Source organism: Rhizobium sp. TH135 (assembly GCF_002855515.1).
Taxonomy (GTDB): Bacteria; Pseudomonadota; Alphaproteobacteria; order Rhizobiales; family Rhizobiaceae; genus Allorhizobium.
On sequence record NZ_PKRP01000002.1, the window covers coordinates 381,576 to 403,745 of the forward strand.

Annotated in this window: 21 protein-coding genes; 16 read left to right on the top strand and 5 right to left on the bottom strand. The window is 61.9% G+C overall.

Going from position 1 to position 22,170, the window contains the following annotated elements:
• The first annotated feature begins 29 nt into the window (after positions 1 to 29).
• The 8 genes from C0V73_RS06870 to secD all read left to right on the top strand — a co-directional run bounded on the left by C0V73_RS06870 (position 30) and on the right by secD (position 10,949).
• Entirely contained in the window at positions 30 to 995 is a 966-nt protein-coding gene (locus C0V73_RS06870; protein ID WP_172450084.1) for a sugar-binding transcriptional regulator, read from the top strand.
• A gap of 4 nt (positions 996 to 999) precedes the next feature.
• A complete protein-coding gene (locus C0V73_RS06875; RefSeq protein WP_102019622.1) occupies positions 1,000 to 1,998 on the top strand; it encodes an aldo/keto reductase in 999 nt (332 codons plus the stop codon).
• Positions 1,999 to 2,058: 60 nt separating this feature from the next.
• Entirely contained in the window at positions 2,059 to 3,786 is a 1,728-nt protein-coding gene (locus C0V73_RS06880; protein ID WP_102019258.1) for a glycerol-3-phosphate dehydrogenase/oxidase, read from the top strand.
• On the top strand, positions 3,786 to 4,628 hold the full coding sequence (locus C0V73_RS06885) for a class I fructose-bisphosphate aldolase (protein WP_102019623.1): 843 nt from the start codon (positions 3,786 to 3,788) through the stop codon (positions 4,626 to 4,628). The genes C0V73_RS06880 and C0V73_RS06885 overlap by 1 nt, the downstream gene beginning before the upstream one ends.
• A complete protein-coding gene (locus C0V73_RS06890; protein WP_172450085.1) occupies positions 4,621 to 6,120 on the top strand; it encodes an FGGY-family carbohydrate kinase in 1,500 nt (499 codons plus the stop codon). The genes C0V73_RS06885 and C0V73_RS06890 overlap by 8 nt, the downstream gene beginning before the upstream one ends.
• 59 nt (positions 6,121 to 6,179) lie before the next feature.
• Entirely contained in the window at positions 6,180 to 7,805 is a 1,626-nt protein-coding gene (locus tag C0V73_RS06895) for a GMC family oxidoreductase N-terminal domain-containing protein (RefSeq protein ID WP_102019259.1), read from the top strand.
• Positions 7,806 to 7,945: 140 nt separating this feature from the next.
• Complete coding sequence (locus C0V73_RS06900) at positions 7,946 to 8,350, top strand: hypothetical protein (RefSeq protein ID WP_143708313.1); 405 nt, start codon at positions 7,946 to 7,948, stop codon at positions 8,348 to 8,350.
• Between the two features lie 82 nt (positions 8,351 to 8,432).
• Complete coding sequence (secD, locus tag C0V73_RS06905) at positions 8,433 to 10,949, top strand: protein translocase subunit SecD (RefSeq protein WP_102019261.1); 2,517 nt, start codon at positions 8,433 to 8,435, stop codon at positions 10,947 to 10,949.
• 338 nt (positions 10,950 to 11,287) lie between these two features.
• On the opposite strand, the gene C0V73_RS06910 is transcribed toward secD, so the two are convergent.
• Entirely contained in the window at positions 11,288 to 12,748 is a 1,461-nt protein-coding gene (locus tag C0V73_RS06910; RefSeq protein ID WP_102019262.1) for an FAD/NAD(P)-binding protein, read from the bottom strand.
• Between the two features lie 140 nt (positions 12,749 to 12,888).
• On the opposite strand from C0V73_RS06910, the gene C0V73_RS06915 reads away from it, so the two are divergent.
• Both C0V73_RS06915 and C0V73_RS06920 read left to right on the top strand, forming a co-directional pair.
• Entirely contained in the window at positions 12,889 to 13,443 is a 555-nt protein-coding gene (locus C0V73_RS06915) for a flavin reductase family protein (protein WP_102019263.1), read from the top strand.
• A 29-nt stretch (positions 13,444 to 13,472) separates the two neighbouring features.
• On the top strand, positions 13,473 to 14,351 hold the full coding sequence (locus C0V73_RS06920) for a hypothetical protein (protein WP_102019264.1): 879 nt from the start codon (positions 13,473 to 13,475) through the stop codon (positions 14,349 to 14,351).
• Here C0V73_RS06920 and C0V73_RS06925 read toward each other — a convergent pair.
• On the bottom strand, positions 14,327 to 14,773 hold the full coding sequence (locus tag C0V73_RS06925; RefSeq protein WP_102019265.1) for an Rrf2 family transcriptional regulator: 447 nt from the start codon (positions 14,771 to 14,773) through the stop codon (positions 14,327 to 14,329). The two genes, C0V73_RS06920 and C0V73_RS06925, sit on opposite strands and share 25 nt — an antisense overlap.
• Positions 14,774 to 15,038: 265 nt before the next feature.
• Here C0V73_RS06925 and C0V73_RS06930 point away from each other — a divergent pair, with 265 nt between their 5' ends.
• Genes C0V73_RS06930 through C0V73_RS06945 form a run of 4 tightly spaced genes read left to right on the top strand, consistent with a single transcriptional unit; the run spans position 15,039 to position 19,042 of the window.
• Complete coding sequence (locus C0V73_RS06930) at positions 15,039 to 16,391, top strand: LLM class flavin-dependent oxidoreductase (protein ID WP_102019266.1); 1,353 nt, start codon at positions 15,039 to 15,041, stop codon at positions 16,389 to 16,391.
• Positions 16,392 to 16,402: 11 nt separating this feature from the next.
• Positions 16,403 to 17,242 carry an ABC transporter permease gene (locus tag C0V73_RS06935; RefSeq protein WP_102019267.1) on the top strand — a complete coding sequence of 280 codons (840 nt, stop codon included), beginning with the start codon at positions 16,403 to 16,405 and terminating at the stop codon, positions 17,240 to 17,242.
• A 46-nt stretch (positions 17,243 to 17,288) separates the two neighbouring features.
• Positions 17,289 to 18,266: an ABC transporter substrate-binding protein gene (locus C0V73_RS06940; protein ID WP_102019268.1), complete on the top strand. Its 978-nt coding sequence runs from the start codon at positions 17,289 to 17,291 to the stop codon at positions 18,264 to 18,266.
• Between the two features lie 2 nt (positions 18,267 to 18,268).
• A complete protein-coding gene (locus C0V73_RS06945) occupies positions 18,269 to 19,042 on the top strand; it encodes an ABC transporter ATP-binding protein (RefSeq protein ID WP_102019269.1) in 774 nt (257 codons plus the stop codon).
• Between the two features lie 406 nt (positions 19,043 to 19,448).
• On the opposite strand, the gene C0V73_RS06950 is transcribed toward C0V73_RS06945, so the two are convergent.
• The 3 genes from C0V73_RS06950 to C0V73_RS06955 are packed head-to-tail and all read right to left on the bottom strand — an operon-like array spanning position 19,449 to position 21,014.
• Positions 19,449 to 19,904: a periplasmic heavy metal sensor gene (locus C0V73_RS06950; RefSeq protein WP_172450086.1), complete on the bottom strand. Its 456-nt coding sequence runs from the start codon at positions 19,902 to 19,904 to the stop codon at positions 19,449 to 19,451.
• A 35-nt stretch (positions 19,905 to 19,939) separates the two neighbouring features.
• Complete coding sequence (locus C0V73_RS23055) at positions 19,940 to 20,311, bottom strand: hypothetical protein (protein ID WP_172450087.1); 372 nt, start codon at positions 20,309 to 20,311, stop codon at positions 19,940 to 19,942.
• Positions 20,298 to 21,014, bottom strand: a complete 717-nt coding sequence (locus C0V73_RS06955; RefSeq protein WP_210200154.1) for a sigma-70 family RNA polymerase sigma factor — start codon at positions 21,012 to 21,014, stop codon at positions 20,298 to 20,300. Before C0V73_RS06955 ends, C0V73_RS23055 begins: the two co-directional genes overlap by 14 nt.
• 123 nt (positions 21,015 to 21,137) lie before the next feature.
• Between C0V73_RS06955 and C0V73_RS23060 the strand changes: the two genes are divergently transcribed.
• Positions 21,138 to 21,560 carry a hypothetical protein gene (locus tag C0V73_RS23060; protein WP_172450088.1) on the top strand — a complete coding sequence of 141 codons (423 nt, stop codon included), beginning with the start codon at positions 21,138 to 21,140 and terminating at the stop codon, positions 21,558 to 21,560.
• Positions 21,553 to 22,158 (top strand): DedA family protein, encoded by a 606-nt coding sequence (locus C0V73_RS06960; protein ID WP_172450089.1) that lies wholly within the window; start codon positions 21,553 to 21,555, stop codon positions 22,156 to 22,158. Before C0V73_RS23060 ends, C0V73_RS06960 begins: the two co-directional genes overlap by 8 nt.
• Positions 22,159 to 22,170: the final 12 nt, after the last annotated feature.

The window sequence follows — 22,170 nt, forward strand, 5'->3', positions numbered from 1 at the left end:
CACCCGAGAGCAAGAGGAGACGACGCGTCATGGTGGATAACAGGGATGAATTCGATCAGCAGCGCCAGATGTATTCGGTCCTCGTCCTGCATTTCATCGAGGGAGTGAAGCAGTCGGAGATCGCCGAGAAGCTCAACCTCTCGCATACGAAGGTGAACCGCATGATCGCCGCTGGCCGCAAGGCGGGCATGGTCAAGATCAGCATCTCCAGCCCCTTTCAGCGGCTGGTCGATATGGAAAACGACGTGACCCAGCGCTTCGGCCTGAAGCAGTCGGTGGTCACGCCCACCGTCTCCGACAATCCGGAGACGACGCTGCAGATGGTCGGACGGGTCGCGGCCAACCATCTCCTCGAAACGCTTCGGGATGGCGATGTCATCGCCATCACCGGCGGCAAGGCGGTGAGTGCCGTCGTTGAAAACCTCGAGGCCGAGCGTCGTTTCCATGTCCGGGTCGTGCCGCTCACCGGCGGGGTGCAGGGCAAGCATTATACCGATGTCAATCATCTGGCGACGCAACTAGCCGACAAGCTGGGTGGCACGGCGCAACTCATCCACGCCCCCCTGTTTGCCGAGGACGGGCAGCAGCGCGACCTCCTGATGAATGTCGCCTCGATCCGGGAAGTCTTCGATCTCGCCCGGCAGGCGACAGTGGCCCTTGTTGGTATCGGGTCCGTGCAGGCACCGGGCTCCGGCTACTACGACCTTCTGCCGGATCCGGCACGGGGTGGCCAGGCGCTGATCGATGCGGGCATTGCCGGAGAATTTCTGGCACATCTGATCAAGGCGGACGGTTCGCTCGCCGAGATCGATCTCAATTCGCGGGTCGTCGCACTCGACCCGGCAGACCTTGCCAACTGCCCGACCATCATCGGCGTGGCGGCTGGCAGCCTGAAGGCGGGCCCGGTGGCCGCGACCCTTGCCGGGCGGTTTTTGACCTCGCTCGTGGTGGACGAAGAAATCGCCCGGGCACTCGATACACATGGGGAAGGATGATCCGGTGACGGACAAAGGAATATTGACCCGGCCCATCGGCCGAAGCGGCATTGAGGCATCGGCCGTCGGGCTCGGCACCTGGGCGATCGGCGGCTGGATGTGGGGCGGCACCGACGAGCAGCAATCGATCGACGCCATCAGAGCCTCGGTGGATGCCGGCGTCTCGCTGATCGATACGGCACCCGCCTATGGGATGGGGCTGGCTGAAACGATCGTCGGCAAGGCGATTGCAGGCCAGCGCGACAAGGTCGTGCTTGTCTCCAAATGCGGTCTCGTCTGGCATGTGGGAGAGGGGACTTACTTCTTCGAGCAGGCCGGCAAACCGGTTCACCGCTACCTGGGGCCGTCCTCCATCCGCTACGAAGTCGAACAAAGCCTGCGCCGTTTGGACACTGATTACATCGACCACTATGTCACCCACTGGCAGGATACGACGACGCCGATTGCCGAGACGGTCGGAGAACTGCTCCGCCTCAAGGACGAGGGCAAGATCCGCTCGATCGGCGCGAGCAATGTGTCTGAGGCAGATCTGGCCGCCTATCTCGCAACCGGTGCGCTCGACGCGATCCAGGAGGAATACTCCATGGTGAAGCGCGATATCGAGACGAGCTTCGTTCCGACCTGCATCGACAACGGGGTTTCCATTCTCAGCTATTCGTCGCTGGCGCTTGGCCTGCTCTCAGGCAAGATCGGTCCGGACCGTGTCTTTGCGGATGACGACCAGCGGCATGGCAATCCGCGCTTCAGCTTCAGCAACCGGGAGAAGGTCGCGAGATTGATGACGGTGATCGACCCGATCGCGGATCAGCACAAAGCATCGGTAGCCCAGGTCGTCATCGCCTGGACGCTCGCCCAGCCTGGCATCACCTTCTCGCTGTGCGGTGCGCGCGACCCCACCCAGGCGATCGAGAACGCGGGTGCCGCACGCTTGCGCCTGGCAGAACATGAATTGTCGACCATCACGGCCGGCATAAGAGACCATCTGGTCGAACTCGACCGGTAACCACCACAGCCACAACAGAGAATTGGGACGTTGGCGTCAAAACCAGCGAACGGTACTTCCATGTCCACATTCCGCGAGGACGCGCTCAGGCGAATTCGACAGGACGGCGATTTCGATGCCGTCGTGGTCGGCGGCGGCATCAATGGCATTGCCGCTTATCGCGATCTGGCGCTGCAGGGATTGCGCGTGCTTCTGGTCGAGCGGGACGATTTCGCATCCGGCTGCAGTGCCGCCCCCTCGCGCATGATCCATGGCGGCCTGCGTTATCTCGAAAACGGTGAATTCAATCTCGTCCGGGAATCGCTTGCCGAACGCGATGCACTGCTCAGGCTGGCTCCCCACATGGTCCACCCCCTGCCGACGACGATCCCGATCCACTCGATCTTCAGCGGCTTCTTCAACGCTGCCGCCACCTTTTTCGGCTCGGTCGGTAAACCATCGAGCCGTGGGGCGCTTGCGATCAAGGCCGGCCTCTCGCTCTATGATTTCGTCACCCGCAAGAACCGGCTTCTCCCGCGCCACCAGTTCCGCAATGCCCGCAGCACCCGGGCCCTCTGGCCGGCCTTGACGCCTCAGGTTCGCTATTCCGCGACCTATTACGATGCCTGGATCAGCCAGCCGGAGCGCCTCGCGCTCGAACTCGTCCTCGACACGCGAAGCGACGCACCCCAGGCGATCGCGCTGAATTACGCGAAACTCCTGCGCATCGGCGACAGCTACCAGCTCTCGGCAGAGGGCTCGAACGAACTCATCGTCGTGCGTCCCCGCATGATCGTCAATGCCACAGGCGCCTGGATCGACCAGACAATCACGGCGCTGAGCGATGGCGCAGCACCTGCCGAGAAGACGGTCACCGGCACCAAGGGTTCGCATCTCATCCTCGCAAACGACGCCCTTTATCAGGCCCTGAACGGCCATATGATTTTCTTCGAGAATACCGACAACAGGGTCTGCATCCTCTTTCCCTATCTCGGCCGCGTACTGGCCGGATCGACGGATATCAAGGTCGACAAGCCGGGCCGGACGCGCTGCGAGCCGGAGGAACGCGAGTACATCCTCGCCGCCATCCGCACAGTCTTTCCGGACCTCGCCATAGCTGCCTCCGATATCGTCTTCAGCTTCAGCGGCATCCGTCCGCTGCCGCGCAGCGATGCGGAATTCACGGGCAAGATCTCGCGCAGCCATGTCATTCACCGTGTCGAGAGCGATCCGCCACAGCTCTGCATGGTCGGCGGCAAGTGGACGACCTTCCGCGCCTTTGGCGAACAGGTGACCGACGAGGTGCTCGCCTTCCTCGGCCGTCCCCGGATCGCGACGACGGCTGACCGTCCCATCGGTGGCGGCCGGAACTACCCGGCGGATGGCGAGCGGTTGTCGGCGATACTCTCCCGCGAGTTTCCGATCGGCAAGGCCCGCGCCGATCACCTGGCATCCACCTATGGATCGCGCGCCTTCGATCTCATGGTCTTCTGCGACGGACACCCGGACGACGTTCCCTTGTCCTCCACAAATGTGATGACGCTCGCCGAAATCCTCTGGCTCATCCAGGGCGAAGATGTCCACCACCTGGCCGACATCGTGCTCCGCCGCACGAGCCTTGCGATCACCGGCCAGATCGATCTGGAAATTCTCGACACCCTGCTGACCGTCATGGCCCGCGAACTCGCCTGGTCGGGTGAGCAGATGTTGGCGGAGCGGCGGCAACTCATCGATGAACTCGGGACCTATTACGGGGTCTCGGTCGCAATGCTTCAGGACAGATGCAAGGAAAAGGACAAGGCGTCATGATGCGAATATCCAAGAAGGCACGAATGAACAGGCTGTTCCGTCAGGGCGGCTGCCTAGACGTCGCCATCGATCACGGTGTCTGCAACGAGCCGAGCTTCCTGATCGGCCTGGAGGACATGGCAGGCGTGGTGGGCAAGCTCGTCGAAGCAGGTCCCGATGCCATCCAGATGGCCTATGGCCAGGCCGATCTGCTGCAGGCGAGACCCGAGCGCGACAAGCCGGCACTCGTCATGCGCATCGACATGGGCAACCCCTACAATTCCACGCGCCACCGCAGCATGTGGTCGCAACTGCAGAACCATGACGAACCGATCATCGGCGCGCTGGAAATGGATGCGGCCTGCGTCGTCGTCAATCTGTTCATGCTGCCGGACGAGCCGGAACTCTTCCGTCAATGCGTCGAAAACATTTCCCGCGTGCGCGCCGATTGCCACCGTTATGGCATGCCGCTGATGATCGAGCCCTTGGTGATGCTGCCCAATGATATCAGGGGCGGCTATCAGGTGGACGGCGATGCCGAGAAGATCGTCACGCTGGTCCGTCTGGCCTCCGAAATGGGCGCCGATATCATCAAGGCCGATCCGACCAGCGATCCCGAGGATTTCCACAAGGTCATCGAAGCGGCGCGCTGCCCGGTTCTGGTCCGCGGTGGTGGTCGCGAAGATCTGCGCGTCGTGCTCGCCAAATCAGCGGCCCTGATGGCTCAAGGCGCAAACGGGATGGTCTATGGACGCAACATCTATCAGCATGACAATCCGAAGGCGGTCGTGAAGGCTCTGATGGCGATCATCCATCAGCGCGCCAGCGGCGAAGAAGCATGGGACATTTATAACCGTGGCTGAGAAGAACTACATTTTGGGCGTCGATGTCGGAAACACGGTCATCAAGGCCGTGCTTTTCGACACGGAGGGCCACCAGATCGCCCACTGCGCCATCGACGGCCAGTCGAGCTTTCCCGAGCCCGGCCATGTCGAGCGTGATCTCTCCGAACTCTGGGAAAACGGCTGCGCGGCGATCCGAGAGGTCATCGCGAGGTCCGGCGTCGATCCGACCCGGATTCTGGGGATCGGATGTGCCGGCCATGGCAATGGCCTCTACCTGCTCGATCGGGCCTTCCAGCCGCTGAAGGGCATCCAGTCGCTGGACAGCCGTGCTGCCGATATCGCCGCAGAACTCGACCGCGAAAACGGCGACGCGCTCCAGGCACGCTGCCTCCAGCGCCCCTGGCCATCGCAGACCCCGAGCCTGCTCGCCTGGGTCAAGCGCCATGCGCCGGAGACCTATGCGCAGATCGGTGCGGTCCTCTTCTGCAAGGATTTCATCAACTTCCGCCTGACGGATCGACTGGCCAACGACATCTCAGACCTGAGTGGCGCAGGCCTCCTCGCCATGCCGGAGGGCGAACTCGATGGGGCTTTGCTCGGCCTCTACCACCTCGAGGATGCCATGCCGTTCTTCCCCGAGCGTGTGCAGTCCGCAGATATTGTCGGCCGGGTCACCGCAGCGGCCGCCAAAGCAACGGGTCTGGCGCAAGGCACGCCCGTCATCGGTGGCTATTTCGACGTCGTGTCAAGCGCCATGGGTTCAGGCGTGATCCATGCCGGTGAAGCCTCGGTCATCGCAGGGACCTGGAGCATCAACCAAGTCTTTGCCGATGAGCCGGTCATCAGCCCCGACGTCTTCATGGTCACCACCTTCGGTAAGGATCGCTATGTGAACATCGAGTCGAGCGCGACATCGGCCGCCAATCTCGAATGGTATGTGCATCGCATGCGCGGCGACCACGGAGACAAGGCCTTCGACCGCTGCAACGAGGAGGTCGGCAAGGTCGTACCCCGCGCCGACGATCCCTTCTTCCATCCCTTCATCTTCGGCTCGCGCCTCGGCGCCGAATTCCGCGGCGGCTTTTATGGGCTGGCCGGTTGGCATGGCGAAGGCCATATGCTCCGAGCACTTTTCGAAGGTGTCTGCTTCGAGCATCGACGGCATATTGAAGTGCTGCGTAATGCCGGGCTTGCCGTCGACCGCGCGGTGATGTCCGGCGGCGGCTCGCGCAGCCCCCATTGGCCGCAGATGATGGCCGACGTTCTGGAAATCCCGCTCACCGTTGCCGAGGCCCGGGAGACCGGTGCTCTGGGGGCTGCGATCGGTGCCACAGTCGCGATCGGCCTCTATGCCTCCTACGAAGAGGCCGTTGCTGAAATGACCCGCTCTGCCAGAGATTTTCAGCCGAATACCGAGCGGACGGAACATTTTCGCAGGCGATACGGGCTCTACACGGCCCTGGCCGACCAGATGCGGGACTTCTGGAGCGCACTGCGCCTGAAGTCCTAGGCCGGCCCAAGACCACTGACGAACAGAGGCGATCCTAATCGCCAACGAAAGGACAGACCATGCCGGACACGATACGGCTCGATGGCGACTATGACTATGTCATCGTCGGGGCAGGGACCGCGGGCTGCGTACTCGCCGCCCGCCTGACGGAGGATCCGACGATCCGCGTGCTGCTCCTGGAAGCCGGAGGATCGGACCGGTATCACTGGGTGCAGATCCCCGTGGGCTATCTCTACTGCATCGGCAATCCGCGCACCGACTGGATGATGCGCACCGCATCCGAACCCGGGCTCAACGGCCGCAGCCTTGCCTATCCGCGCGGCAAGGTGCTCGGCGGCTGCACCTCGGTCAACGGCATGATCTACATGCGGGGTCAGGCCGCCGACTACGACGGCTGGCGCGACCTTGGCAATCCCGGCTGGGGCTGGTCGGATGTGCTGCCCTATTTTCGGAAGTCAGAGGACTATCACGGGCCTTCAGGAGACATGCACGCAAAGGGTGGCGCCTGGAAGGTCAGCCGCCAGCGCCTGAAATGGGACATACTCGAAGCCGTCCAGGAAGGTGCCCGCGAATTCGGCATCGAACCGCGCGCCGACTTCAACGACGGCAACAATGAAGGATCCGGCTTCTTCGACGTCAACCAGCACAAAGGTGTCCGCTGGAACACGGCCCGCGGCTTTCTAAGGCCGGCCCTGAAGCGACCCAACCTGCGCCTGGTCCAGCATGCCCTGGTTGAACGCCTGACCTTCGAAGGCAAACGCGTGACCGGCGTCCAGTATCGCACGCCCGCAGGCGCCTTCTCTGCAAAGGCGTCAGGCGAAGTGATCCTCGCTGCAGGCGCCATCAACTCGCCGAAGCTTCTGGAACTCTCCGGCATCGGCGACCCCACCCGCCTCTGGTCGCTCGGCATCGATGTTACCATGCCGAAGCCAGCCGTCGGCGCCAACCTTCAGGATCATCTGCAGATCCGCACGGTCTTCAAGGTGAAGAACACGGTGACGCTGAACCAGCTGGCCAATTCCTGGCGCGGCAAGATGAAGATCGCTGCCGAATATGCCCTCTACCGCTCAGGGCCGATGTCGATGGCACCCAGCCAGTTCGGCATGTTCACGCGCTCCAGTCCGGACGAAGACCGGCCCGACATCGAATATCACATCCAGCCGCTCTCCACCGACAAACTCGGCGATCCTCTGCACCCGTTCCCGGCGATCACCGTCTCGGTCTGCCAGTTGCGCCCGACCAGCGCCGGTACCTGCCACATAACGTCGGCTGATCCGGCCCTACAGCCGGAGATCCGTCCGAATTACCTCTCGACCGACCAGGATCGTTCCGTGGCGATCGCCGCCATCCGGCAGGCAAGACAGGTGATGTCGGCTGCTGCCCTTCGTCCCTTCCAGCCCGAGGAAATCCTGCCTGGCCGTGAGTTCCAGGACGACGAAGCCCTGCTGCAAAAGGCGGGCGACATCGCCACCACCATCTTCCATCCCGTCGGAACGTGCCGAATGGGTCCGGACCCGGATGCTGTCGTGGACCCAGCATTGCGCGTGAATGGACTTGAGGGCCTGCGCATCGTGGACGCCTGCATCATGCCCCGCATCGTCTCAGGCAACACCGCCTCACCGGTTGTAATGATCGCGGAAAAAGCGGCAGATCTGATCCGCCAGGCGCGTCTGGCCTCACGGTAGGCACCCCGCCAGCGCGCTCCTAGGATCGAGTCTCTCCTCGCCTGATTGGGCCACAGGCGACCCGATTTGACCGCGTCCGCGCGATTGCCGGGTGGAAAAAGGTCTCGTGATGTGCCACATCCTCCCCTGGAAGGATGTTCATGGACGAACGAAACCTGAGGCAAGACATGCCGCCACAGCGCGGACACGTCCTAGCCGTCATCGCCAGCCTCTTCGCGTCACTGCTCCTGTTACTGGGCGGGGATGCCTCTGGTCGTTTCAATCCTGGCCTGTCGACCACCGGCGCCATGTCGCGTTCGGACAATGGGCAGGTTGCGGCCCGCGGAGCCGGTGACACACGTTTCCTGACAGTCTCCGAGCAATCCTCGCGGCCGAAGCTCCGGCCATCTGGCTCCGGCGATGGCTTTCTCTGCCCCGACATCCAGACGCTCTGGATGTGCCGCCACGGCGACCTTATCCAGCGCTCTGGCACGGACAGCGCCTCCTTCTCTCTGCCGCTAGCCTATCGCTCGCGCGCACCCCCTGTCATCCAGCACACCGCCTGACCGTTTCGCCGCCATCTTGACGATGGCTCGACCCGTTTGTGCCACGGCTTGGATGCCGCGGTCGCAACATGCTGGATTCCATATGAAAAACTCCCTCTCGAAGGTGGTGGGCTACATGCTCGTCATCCTGCTGGGTTTGCTCGTCGCATTGCCGAATGTGCTGCCCGATACGACCCTTTCCCGACTTCCGTCCTGGCTGCCGCATGAGCGTGTATCGCTCGGCCTCGACTTGCGCGGCGGCTCCCACCTCGTTCTCGAAGTCGACCGCCCGGCGCTGACAGACGAATGGCTCCAGAGCCTCACCCAGGAGGTTCGTTCGACCCTTCTGGAAGCCCGCATACAGACCCGCAGCATTCGTCGCGACGGCGGTGCCGTGGTGGTGGTCCTCGCCGATCCCGCACAGATGAGTGCTGCGACCGAAGCGCTCGCGGTTCTGAACAACCCGACGGTCACGCTGACGGGCAGTGGGGCGCCCGAGCTCGATGTCTCCACGAGCGGTTCCGACACGTTGAGACTGGCGCCGAGCGAGCAGGGCATCACCGCACGCATGAGCCAGGCGGTCGAGCAGAGCCTTGAAGTCATTCGCCAACGCGTTGACCAGGTCGGTGTTGCCGAGCCGACCATCCAGCGCGTCGGCGCCGATCGCGTTCTCGTTCAGCTCCCCGGCGAGCAGGATCCGGCGCGACTGCGCGCGCTTCTCGGAACCACCGCAAAGATGAGCTTCCATCTGCTGGGAGAACAAGGAGCAGCCGGTGTCGAGACGCTTCATGATGACGACGGCCGGGCCTATCCCGTCCAGTCGACGGTCCTCCTCGCCGGCGACCGGCTCACCGACGCCCGGGTACAGTTCGACCCCCAGGGCGGCCAGCCCGTCGTCTCCTTCCGCTTCGATGGCGTCGGCGCAGACCGCTTTGCCAGCATCACCCGGGACAATGTCGGCCGTCCATTCGCGATCGTGCTCGATGACAAGGTGCTGAGCGCGCCGGTCATCCGCGAGCCGATCACCGGCGGTGCGGGACAGATCTCCGGAGACTTCTCGGTCGATGAGGCCAATACGCTTGCCGCACTGCTGCGCGCGGGCGCCTTGCCGGCCAAGCTTACCGTCATCGAAGAGCGCACGGTCGGAGCGGACCTCGGCAGCGACGCGATCGAAATGGGCATCATGTCCGGCCTTGCTGGCTTCGGCCTCGTCGTTGCATTCATTCTCGCCCTCTACGGCACCTGGGGCTTGCTCGCCGTTCTGGCGCTGACGCTCAACGTCGTCCTGACCTTTGCGGGTCTGACGATGCTCGGGGCCACGCTCACCCTGCCGGGCATTGCCGGAATCGTGCTCGGCATCGGCCTCGCCGTCGATGCAAACGTCCTGATCAACGAGCGTATCCGCGAGGAGGTCGGCAAGGGGCGAGGGGCCTTTGCGGCCATCGACCACGGTTTTGCCAAGGCCTATTCCACCATCATCGACAGCAATGTTACGGCCCTCATCGCCACCGTTCTGCTCTTCTGGTTCGGTTCCGGTCCCGTCCGTGGCTTTGCCGTCACCATGGGTCTCGGCATCGCAATCTCGATGTTCACGGCCGTCTCGGTCGTGCGGGTCGCGATGGTCGCGATCGCCCGCCGCTACAAGCTGAAGACGATCGCCATCAAGCCGCTGTTGCCGTTCAAGCTGATCAAGGACGGCACGAAGATCGACTTCATGAAAGCGCGGTTGTTCGGCATCGGGGTCTCCGCCTTCCTGTCGATATCCTCGATCATCCTGTTCATCACGCCGGGCCTCAACTACGGCGTCGATTTCAAGGGCGGCATCCAGCTCGAACTCTCGACATCGGGGCCGGCCGACCTCTCTGGTCTTCGCTCCGGTATCGAGGGCCTGAACCTGGGTGAAGTCGCCTTGCAGGAATTCGGCGATAGCAACCACGTCATGCTGCGCCTCGAACGCCAGCCGGGCGGCGAGCAGGCCCAGACCGATGCGGTCTCAAAGGTGCGCGAGACGATCCAGACGATCGATCCCTCGGCGAAGATCGAAAGGACAGAAGTGGTCGGCCCGAAGGTGAGCGGCGAACTGGCGACTGCCGGTCTGACCTCGGTCATCCTCGCCTCGCTCGCCATGCTCGTCTATATCTGGGTGCGGTTCGACTGGCCCTTTGCCGTCGGAGCGATCGCGACGCTCATCCTCGACGTGACGAAGACGATCGGCTTCTTTGCGCTGACTGGCCTCGACTTCAATCTGACGGCGATCGCAGCCCTGCTCACGCTGGTGGGCTACTCGGTCAATGACAAGGTGGTGGTTTACGACCGCATGCGCGAGAACATGCGCCTCTACAAGACCATGCCCTTCCGCGACCTGATCAATCTCTCGATCAACGAAACGCTCGCCCGAAGTATCTACACCTCGGCGACGGCCTTCCTCGCCATGCTGCCGATGGCGATCTGGGGCGGCAGCGCGGTCGAGAGTTTTGCCGTGCCCATGGTGTTCGGCATCTTCATCGCCGCGTCCTCGTCGGTCTTCATCGCGGCTCCCATCCTGCTGTTCCTCGGAGACTGGCGCAGCCGAAGGAAGACACGCCTGGAGCAGGTCGTAGCCGAAGAACAGGCTGCCTGAAGCCACCAAGGCGGGCCTGTCTGAGGCAGGCCCGCCCCAATTCAAACCGCAGCGGCTGACCCGCAATACACCGACAACGCCGCTCGCTCTCATTCTCTTCGCCCGGATGCCTCCAGCGAGATCGCGCTGAGGGCAATCCTAACGTTGCCCAAGCGGAGCGTCGCAACGAGCATCCGTGATGTATGGGGCGCCGGAGCTTTGATGAGTGGACTGGACGGTCCATGCATCGGAGCCCACAGTCTGCTTCCGGCACCGTTTCGGAAATAATTTCCGCTTTGCGCCATCATCTCGGACGTTGAGCTCCCGTCATTATTCACCCAAAAGCAGACGCCAAACGTTCACGCAGATGGGTTGATCACGATCGTCCTCGTCTCGCGGACGCAACAGCGAATGATCCTGTCCACTATATCCGCAACCTGGGTCGCAATTTCAGGTACACCTGTGAGTTCACCGAAAGCCGGGCGGGCGGGAGGGCCAGCGACGAAGAGGCTGGTGACTGGTGCTCCGGTGACGGTGAGTGCGTGGCCTGCCGTGTCGCAGGCAAGGCCGAGGCCCAGTGCGTCTGACTGGATGAAGCCATCCCGGTGCATGCCGAGCAGAAACCTTTGATGGGCTGCATAGTTCCGGAATTCCGGCCCGGTGGCCAGAAGGATGCGGCGACACCGAACCTTGGCCCCGCCGTTGTGGGTTTCGATCCCGGCTAGTAGGTCGTTCCCATCCCGGGTGATGGCTGCGAGATCACCCCGCTCCACGGCGACGCGGCCTGTATCGAGGCCCTTTTCCAGGGCGAGGCTCGCCTGTGGCGGCATGCGGTAGCGGTGGACGTCGTACCAGCGACGCAAGCGGCGCAGAAACTTTTGCCGCTCGGGCATTGGTAGCCCCTGCCAGAGCTCCTGGGCATGCTGGCGCAGCGCATCGAAAACGGATTGCCATGGAATGCCCTGCGCTTGCGCATCTGCGACGGTCGCTCGCACCTTTGCCAGAAGCTTCCTAGCGGAGGTCAGCTCGACGCTGCGATAGTCACCGAAGGGCGAGAAGCCTCCGCCGGCATGCGGCCTTGGTATCAGGCCTGAGCGGGAAAGCAGCGTGACCTCCCCATCGTGGTCAAGGGCATCCAGCCGGCTGAGCGCGTCGAGCGCGGTAAGCCCCGAACCTACGATCAGGATCGGGTCGGATTTTTCAATGCCGTCAAATGCGTTTGGAGCGAAGACATCGGCCACACGAGAAGCCGTGAGAGGATCGAGGTTGTCGAACAAGGCCGGCCTAGAGGCGGGTGGATGCCCGGTCGCAAGGATCAGAATGTCGGCCAGGACGATGGTGCCGTCAGCCCCGCGTATCCGCCACTGCTCATTCTCTCGCTCGACGACCCGAACGACATCGCGGATGTGTCGCACCGCGCCACTGTCGAGATGGGGCGCAAGTTGTGCCTGCGTGAACCGTCCGAAATCGTGGCGCCGAGCAAAGATACCCTCCGGGGTCACGGCATCCGGATCGACGGTGAGCGTTCCGCTGGTCTGCAGCCAGTCGAGGAAGGCTGTCGGAGAGCCGGGGATGGCGCGCATTCTGTGTGCTGCGACATTCAGGCGGACATCGATGTTGTTGACATTATAGGCGAGGCCACATCCGAGCTGCTCGCGGGGCTCGAAGACGGTCACCTCTTCGATGTCCCGAACCCCGCGCTCCACCAGAAGTTTGGCAACAATCGCGCCCGTATATCCGCCGCCGATGATTGCGACACGGGAGCCGGGGCGCGGCGTTTGCGCCTGCAGTCTCGGGGACGACATCCTGATCTTCAACATGGCAGTCTTCCTTCCGGTTCGCGGGTGGTAGAGCTGGGCATATTTTCTATAAAATATATGGAGATTAAAAACGCTTGTCTACTGCTTCGGTTCCTCGGCTGTTACCCATGCTTGAGATGCAGTCTGCACGGAGAGGTCAGATGAACGTTTTTATCGCGAGTGAATTCAGTGAGCCGCGCCTTCGCCCAGCGTCAGATCGACTGGTGTCCGATAGACCAGCCGACGCGGCCGGTCTGAAGGAGGCCTTGAGAACGCTGGGTGGCGGTGTCAGCGTGATCACGGCAGGTGAAGGTGCTGAGCGCTCGGGCGCCACGGTCACCTCTGCGACGGCTCTGTCCGTCGATCCCCCGCGTATGCTGGTGTCCCTCAACAGATCCTCCTCCACCTGGCCCGTCGTGGAGCGTTATCGCCATTTCGCGGTCAATGTGATTGGTGCGGCCCATCAGGATATTGCAAACCGCTTTGCGGGCATCGGTGGATTGAAGGGACCCGAGCGCTATGTTGGGGCCGAATGGACGAGGCTTGCCAGCGGAGCGCCAGTGCTGGAAGATGCAGTTGCAGCACTCGACTGCGAAGTTGAGGAGGCGATCGAGCGACATAGCCATGTCATCCTGATCGGTCGCGTCCTTTCGATACGCTTGAGCGGTGGGAGTTCGCTCCTGTATCAGAATGGCAAATACCACGCAGTGACGTAACTCTGGCTTGAGTGGAGGAGGTCTGTTTGATGGTGGTATCGACGGCCGATCGATTGCGACCCGTACCGGTTGCCTTGACGCGGGAGGCCGATGTCTTGGCCGCACTCGATCGCTTGGGACCCTCTGCGACAGGTCACAATCCGGATCAGGCCTCCAATCTGCCCACGACCGGGCTTCTCGCCATGTCCATTCCCGCGAGCTTCGGGGGAGCAGATATCTCGAACCTCATCGTCGCCGAGGCTGTCAGCCGACTGGCCATCTGGAACGCAAAGGCGGCGGAGCAACTGCTCCGGCATCTTGTGGCCCTGGAACTGGTGCGGACCAGCGGATCGGCAGAACAGCGTAGGGCGATTTACGGACGGGTTGTGCTGGGCGATGTCTTCGACTTGAGCGCCCCTCGCGAGGGTGTCCCGCCACCGAGGCTGGTGCCGTCGGGTCTGGCTTTCGCCTTGGACAATGGTGGTTCGGATTTCGAGATCGGTGCTGCGGACTGGCAAATCATAAGGGCGTCTGGATCAGGTTCTGAACCGATGGCCGCCATTCTCGACAGCAAGCGCGTATTATTTGGCGGCGACGACGCATCACCGGAGTTAACCGTCCATCCCGATTACATTCTCTCCCTCGGTGTGAATGCGGACTGTCTGGCGCAACTGATGACGGCCTTTCTGATGGCTGCCGCAGCCCACGGACGAGTCAGCGCGAAGACACTGACCTCAGGGGCAGATCCTTCTGTCGCAATCGAACTCGAACTTCTGGACGCAATGATCCAGAAGGCAGCCTCCCTGATCGATGGCATTCAGGTGGACGATCCCCCGATCGATCTTGCACAGATCGATCGGTTCTGCCTCGCACTGGACACGGCGCGTTCGCGCTGTTCCGCGGATCACTCGCCGGCGATCAGATCCTGATCGGGCTGTTCCGATGCTACGAATTGCGTCAGCGTCATTGTGTCGAGAACAGCGGCCATGGCATCGCGAACCTGCGTCATGGAAATCCGGATCTGGCATGATGCCGGGTCACGGCAATCGTCGCAGGCTTCGAATGCCGTACGACTGGCGCAGCGTATTGGCGCAAGTGGCCCGTCAAGGGCGCGGATGACCTGGCCGATCATGATCTCATCTGCGGGTTTTGACAGCGCATAGCCGCCATTCGGCCCCTTCTTCGAGCGCAGGAAGCCGTTGTTGCGCAGCTCCAGCAGGATCGTGTCGAGGAACTTCTTCGGAATATTGTTTCGCGTCGCGATGTCGGTGACGAACGCCGTCTGCCCTGGCTCCAGACCCGCGAGGTCGACCAGCGCTTTCAGACCATACTTGCCTTTATTGGTGAGCATTGCGGAGATATCCGGCCGAGGGGGCCCAAGGGTAATTTTGCTCATCGTACATAGTTTTTATGAAGTAAGCGTTCAAGCCGTTTCCCGGATCGAGTGGGCCAAGTGCGTCAGCCTTTTTGCGTCCGTGTCGCAGATGTCTCAGATCGGTGTCACATTCGAAAATCCATTTGCCGAGGGGCTGAATCTTTGCAATCCCATTTCTCTATATAAATTATAGACAATGTAGGCTGACCTCATTCGATAATCGAGTGAGAGAGGATCAGCCATGACACGCAAGATCAGATTAGGCGCATTTCTTCCCGGTGGCGGACAGCATATCGCCTCCTGGCGGCATCCGGATCAGCCGGTGGATGGCGCCGTCAGTTTCGAGTTTCACAAGCAGTTGGCTCTGACTGCGGAGAGGGGGCTGTTCGACGCCTACTTCCTCGCCGACGGTCTGGCCGTCGGCTTCGGCGGCGCGCGCGAAGGTGGCAATGCACGGGTCGCCGGCTTCGAACCCGTGACGCTGTTTTCCGCGCTTGCCCCGTTCACTACCCATCTCGGTTTCATCGCGACGGCTTCGACGACCTATGAGGAGCCCTACAATACGGCGCGCAAGTTCGCCTCGCTTGACCTCATCTCGGACGGCCGGGCTGGCTGGAACGTCGTGACGACGACAGGCGATACCACGGCGCAGAACTTCAACCGTGATCAACAGCTCCCGCATGCCGACCGCTACAAGCGCGCCGCCGAGCATGTCGATGTCGTTAAGAAGCTCTGGGACAGCTTTGAGGATGATGCCTTTATTCGTGACAAGGAAACGGGTGTCTTCTTCGATCCCGGCAAGCTGCATGATGCCGCTCACAAGGGCGAGCACTTCAAGGTCAAGGGACCGCTCAACGTCTCTCGCTCGCGCCAGGGGCATCCGGTCATCGTCCAGGCAGGCCAATCCGATGACGGCCGTGGTCTGGCCGCTGCGACGGCAGAGGTGATCTTCACCGCCCATCAGCACATCGAGACGGCGCAGGAATTCTACCGCGACATCAAGAACCGTGCTCGCGGGCTCGGGCGCAGTCCAGACCACGTGCTGGTGATGCCCGGTGTCTCGCCCTTCGTTGGTCGCACAGAGGAAGAGGCGCGCGAGAAATACGATCGACTGACCTCACTGATCCTGGAGGAAGACGGCATCGGACTGCTCAATGGCCTGACAGGTGGCACGCTCGACCTCAAGGGATATGATCTCGACGGCCCGCTTCCGCCGGCACCGCCAACCGAGGGCATGAAGAGCCGACAGGCGTTGATCCGCCAGATCGCCGACGAGAACAATTTCTCGATCCGCCAGCTCTACCAGTGGGTCGCATCGGCACGCGGTCACTTCACCATCGTCGGAACGCCCGTACAGATTGCCGACACGCTGCAGCAATGGTTCGAGAACGAAGCGGCTGACGGCTTCAACATCCTGCCGCCCTGGCTTCCGACAGGTCTCAACGACTTCGTCGATCTCGTCATCCCCGAGCTGCAACGCCGCGGGCTCTTCCGCACCGCCTATGAGGGCCGGACGCTCCGCGAAAACCTAGGCCTGCCGTTCCCGATCAACCGACATGCCGCCGACCATCAGGTCGTGCAGGCCGCCGAATGAGGAGGTCGCCCATGTCCTATGAAGACATCCATCACGGGAGGGCCTATGGCCTCAATCTCTCCCCGAATGTCGACACCGCACCCCGCTGGCTTATTCAGGCAGCGGCAGCGATCGGGCCGCTCCTGGGCCGCTATGGTCTCGTGATCGCCTTCCTGATCCTCTGGCAGGCCTCGTCGAAACTCGGCTGGGTGAACGCATCCGTCTTCCCGCCGCTCGATCAGATCATCGGTGCCTTGTGGAAGGCGCTCTCCTCGGGCGCCATCGTCGATGACATCGCGATCAGCCTGCAGCGCTCCGGCATTGCCTTTGTTGCTGCCGTTGGCCTTGGCATTCCGCTCGGCCTCTTCATGGGGCAGGTGCGGGCTGTCGAGCGGGCACTCGATCCGCTCTTGCAGTTCTTCCGCCAGACCTCGGCGCTCGCCCTTTATCCGGTCTTCATCCTGCTCCTCGGTCTCGGGGAAGCCTCCAAGGTCTTCGTCATCTTCTGGGCGACGCTCTTCCCGATCCTCCTGTCAACGACCGGTGGGGTGAAGGAGGTCGACAAGAAGCTTATCGAGATGGCGCGCACTTATGGCGCCGGCTCTCTGCAGATATTCCGTCGTGTCGTGCTTCCAGCCTCGGTGCCCGCCATCTTCGTGGGCCTCAGGCTTTCCGCGACGACGGCGCTGCTGCTCCTCATCGCAGCCGAGATGATCGGTGCCAACAAGGGCATCGGCTTCCAGGTGATGAATGCCCAATACAACTTCCAGATCCCGCTGATGTTCGCGGCCATTCTGCTTCTCGCGTTGCTCGGCCTCGCCGCCAATGCCGCTCTCGTCCTTCTGCAGCGGCGACTGTGCCGCTGGGCCTGACCAGATATCGCATGCATCCTCCATCACGTTATCCAAGGAAACTCCCATGACCTTCCACTCCCGCAAGCTCGCTCTTTCCGCAGCGCTCGCAATAGCCCTCTCGGGCTCCGCCTTCGCTGCCGAGGAAGTCAAGTTTCGCTATCTCGCCAGCCAGGGCGGATTGTCCGCCCATGAACTGGCTGCCGAGCTGGGCTACTTCGATGGCACCGGCATCACCATCGAGAATGTCGGCTATGCCACCGGCGGCCCGGCCTCGCTCATCGCGCTGGCCTCCGGCGATGTCGAGATCGGCAGTGCTGCCACCTCTGCTGTTCTGAACTCGATCATCGGCGGCAACGACTTTGTCGCCGCCTATCCCTCGAACGGCATCAATGACGAGGTCCAGTCGATCTTCTACGTGCTGGAAGACAGTCCCATCCGCGAGATCAAGGATATCGCCGGAAAGACCGTCGCCGTGAATACGCTCGGTGCCCATCTCGACTACACGATCCGCGAGGCTCTGCATTCCGTCGGTTTGTCGTCGGATTCCGCCAACCAGATCGTTGTCCCGGGCCCGCAGCTTGAGCAGGTCCTGCGCTCCGGTCAGGTCGATGTATCGGCATTTGGCTACTGGCAGACGACCTTCGAGGGGGCTGCCAAGCAGAAGGGCGGGCTCCGCGCGATCTTCGACGACACGGATGTGCTCGGCGAAATCGCCGGCGGCTTCATCGTCCTGCGCCGCGACTTCATCGAAAAGCACCCCGAAGCTGCTAAGGTCTTCGTCGAACAGTCCGAGCGCGCCCTCGACTATGCCCGCGAAAACCCGGAGGAGACCAAGAAGATCTTCGCCAAGGCCCTGGCCGAACGCGGCGAAAACCCCGATATCGCGCAGTTCTTCCGCGGTTATGGCGTGCGCCCTGGCGGCAAGGCAGTCGAGCGCGACCTCCAGTTCTGGATCGACGTCCTCGTCCGCGAAGGCAAGCTGAAGGAAGGCCAGCTCTCGGCCAGCGATATCCTCTATTCCCCTGAGACGGCGAGCAACTGACCATGGCGCTCGCTCAGTCCAACAGCATTCGCGGAGAGGTGACGATCCGTCACCTCTCCAAAACCTTCACCCTCAATGGACAGCCGCTGCCGGTCCTGAAGGATCTGAACCTCACCATCCGCTCGGGCGAAAGCCTGGCGATCGTCGGTGCCAGCGGTTCGGGCAAGACGACTCTTCTGCGCATTCTTGCCGGCCTTGAAGATGCGGACAGCGGCGATGTCCTGATCGACGGCCGTCGCATCCGCGGCGTCGGCACCGAACGGGCCGTCATCTTCCAGGAACCGCGCCTTCTGCCGTGGCTGACGGTCATCGACAACATTGGCTTCGGATTGGAGACCAGAGGCCTCGCCCGCGACGAGGCGCACTTCATCTCGCAGCGTTACGTCGATCTTGTTGGTCTCAATGGCTTTGAAACCGCCTATCCGCGCCAGCTCTCGGGCGGCATGGCGCAAAGGGTCGGTATCGCCCGCGCGCTCGCTGTCCAGCCGGAAATCCTGCTGCTCGACGAACCGCTCGGTGCGCTGGATGCCATGACCAAGATCGGCATGCAGCAGGAACTCGCCCGAATCTGGAAAGAGGAGGACGTGACAACAGTGCTCGTCACCCACGATCTCGAAGAAGCGATTTTCCTTGCCGACCGAATCCTCATTCTGCCCCGCGAGAAGGGCGGAGAGCCCCAGCTGATCGACATCGACTTGCCCCGCCCCCGCGATCGCAGCGCGCCTGCTTTCGTGCGCCAGCGAGAGGAATTGCTCGGGCTTTTTGGATTGCATTGAAATGGATGAGCGCAAGGGAGGAAGCGTGGTCTTCGGCTGCGCCTCTTTCTTCGACTTTAGCGGGCGTTAAGCGAAGCGAGCCAAACTGTGGCGGCTATTCCCACATGATGCCGATAACCGGAAATTTGCCTTCGCAGCCCTTTGAGGATACGCAATTTTCAGCTGAAAAAGTTTGGCTGGGAGCCCGGATTGTCACGTCGTTTCAATGCCTTAGAATGGAGCCTTTAATTTTCCTATGTTCTCCTGCTGCGAGGCCGACGTCAACATAGCCGGAAGGCGGCAATTATTTCCGCCCACTTGAAGAAGCTGGATATTTGAACGCTTGATACTCAGGCACCCAATTCGGGGCTGGATCATGCTTTCTCTAAGGCATTCATTCCTTGGCCCAATACTCAGCTCTGGATCCTCAGGGGCGGCGTCCAAGCCGTTCTGCCACGTCACGACGATCAATTGGCGTAAGAGTTGCCAGCCGCGTTATGAGTGCGGTCTGAAGCAAGGTCTCAGCAGTCTTCATGCGCTCGGACTTTTCCGATAGCAACCGTTCCAGAGCAGACGGATTGAAAGGTTCTGCCGTCAATACGGTCCGAAGATCGGCGATGTTGGTCTCTGCGAGATCGCGAAAGCTCGGATCTTGGCGCAGCAGATCGGCGACCTGCTCGCGATCTCGTCCTGGAAGTGCGTCAAACAGCATGTTGCGTGAGACTTCGACGGACCGTAGAGGCTGGGGTGGGTGAATAAATAGCGCGTCGCCGATCATGATGCCGATGATCAGGGCGTTGAAGGTTAGCGATCCGATGAAAATGCGTCGATGGATGCGCGATGGAATTGCCTCGATCAGGCGGTTTGACAGTCTATTGGTCATCTCGTCATCCATTTCGTCAGTCACTATGCTTAGGTTTACGGTGTTCCGAGGAGCTGTATGGGATTTTCCGGGAGGTCGAAGGTGACAGCCGGTCGGTCGAGGCCTATGCCGCTGAGAAGCATCGTCAGGTCGCTGCCAACCGCACCGAGCCATATGCCGCAGCACAGCGAAGCCGCCATGCCAAGCGCAGGACGCCAGCCTCCGATCAGGCCGAGCAGGTCTTCGATCAGGATGCGCAGCGAAAAGCCGGTGGGGCTTTCTACGGTGGTGCTGCGCACTGTTGCCAGCAGTTCAGCTTCGCGCCGCGCATCAGCGATGAGTTTGGCAGTTAGAGCGTCCGAGGGCGTTGCCTCAATGCGGCGGAGGTCACCCAGTAGATCTTCCAGTCGGTCGTCATTCATCGGCATAACCCAAAGCCTCCTTCTGCGATGACAATGCTGCGCTCAGAGCACGCTTGCCACGGGCGGTCAGCGATTCCACCGCTTCGACCCCGATATCCATGATCGTGGCGATCTCCGGATTGCCCAGTCCCTCGAGAAAACGCAAGGATACGGCGAGTGCCTGCCGTTCTGGCAACTCGGCCAGCGCCCGGCGCAGGGCATCCAGTCGCGCCTCCTGTTGCAGCGACGCAATGATGGATGGATCGCCCGCAGTCATTTCACCCGGAACGGCGTCGAACGGTACTGAGTTTCGGCGGCCCCGCAGGCGGTCCAGGCAAAGATTGGCCGTCACGCGATAGAGCCATGTGCTGACTTTGGCCCGCGCTTGCCAGGTCGGAGCCGCCCGCCACAGTCGGAGCATGGCCTCCTGCGTGATATCCTCGGCCTCGGCGCGTGTGCCAAGCAGGCGCAGCGCCTGGGAAAGGACCCTAGGCGACAGGCGCTCGATAAGCTTTTGCGCCGCGCGCTGATCGCCGGCGGCGAAGGCTTCCAGCAGACATGCATCTTCGTCCTGCAAGCGGGCGCAGTTCCTCTTTTGGGTCGATGCCGGCGCCAGCGACCGTATCGCCGGCATGGCCGGCATCAAGCGTGCCGGACAAAATAATACAGGACTGATTTCTCCCGGCGGCGTCAAGGTGATCACCCAAGCACTCACGAAGGTTGGCGACAAGAACTGCCTTCTTGAACGGTCGTGAATAGATTTTCCGTCGGAGGGCCGATCTTTCTCATAGGAACAGCGACGGAAACGACGTGAGCTTCCGTTCAAGCGCCAATGCAGTTGCCAGGATAACCCATGCGCTTCTTCCGATTTCTTCTGACCCGGCATCCATTGCCGACTGCCGTATTGGTCATCGGTCTTGCCGGGTTCAGCTGGTTCGGCGCCCGCTTCGTATCCGAACTCCTTTATTTCTCCGATCCCGCCCATCAGCAGCAATCTCTCGCGCCGTGGATGTCCCCCTATTATGTGGCCAAGTCCTGGGACCTGCCACGCGAGGTGATCATCCGCGAGATGCAGCTTGAACCGGATCACAAGCAGCCGACGCTGGCCGATGTGGTCGAGCATATGGGCATCACGTTGCCGGAGCTCGAGGCGCGCATCCGCAAGGCCAAGGCTGCGCTCGAAACGGAGCGGTGGCGGCATCACGGTGGGCGCGAGGACATGTCGCCCGGTCTGGAGCATGGACGCGGAGAGGCCGGGGCTGGCGACCATGACTGATATTTTGCTCGGACTCGTTCCAACCTATGGGCTGTGGCTCATCATGGGTGCCTTGCTGCTGTCGTGCCTGGCGCTGCCGGTTCCCTCCTCGATCCTCGTGATGACCGCGGGCGGCTTTGCCTCCAGCGGTGACCTGGTGCTGTGGCAGGTTCAGATCTCAGCCTTTGGCGGCTTCGTGATCGGCGACCAGCTTGCCTACGGGCTGGCGCGCAAGGGTGGTGCACCGCTTTTGGCAAAGCTGCGTCGGTATCCGCGCATGGAAGGGCTGTTCGGCAAGGCGGAGGCGCTGCTTAACCGCCGGGGACCGGTGGCAGTTTTCCTGAGCCGCACCGTGTTCAGCCCGCTTGGTCCCTATATGGGATATCTTTCGGGCGCACTGTCTCTGCCCTGGGCATCCTTCACACTTGCTGCCGTTCTCGGTGCCGTGTGCTGGTGCTGCGGTTACAGCCTGCTCGGCTATGTCTTCGCCAGCCAGATCGCCCAGGTCGCTTCGCTCATCGGAAATGCGATGGGTATCGTGCTGCTCGGCGCAGTGGTGCTGGCGACCGGCTTCCATCTCTGGCGCAGCTGGCGGCGGGAGCGAGGCGAGCCTTCCTAGAAATATTCTTAG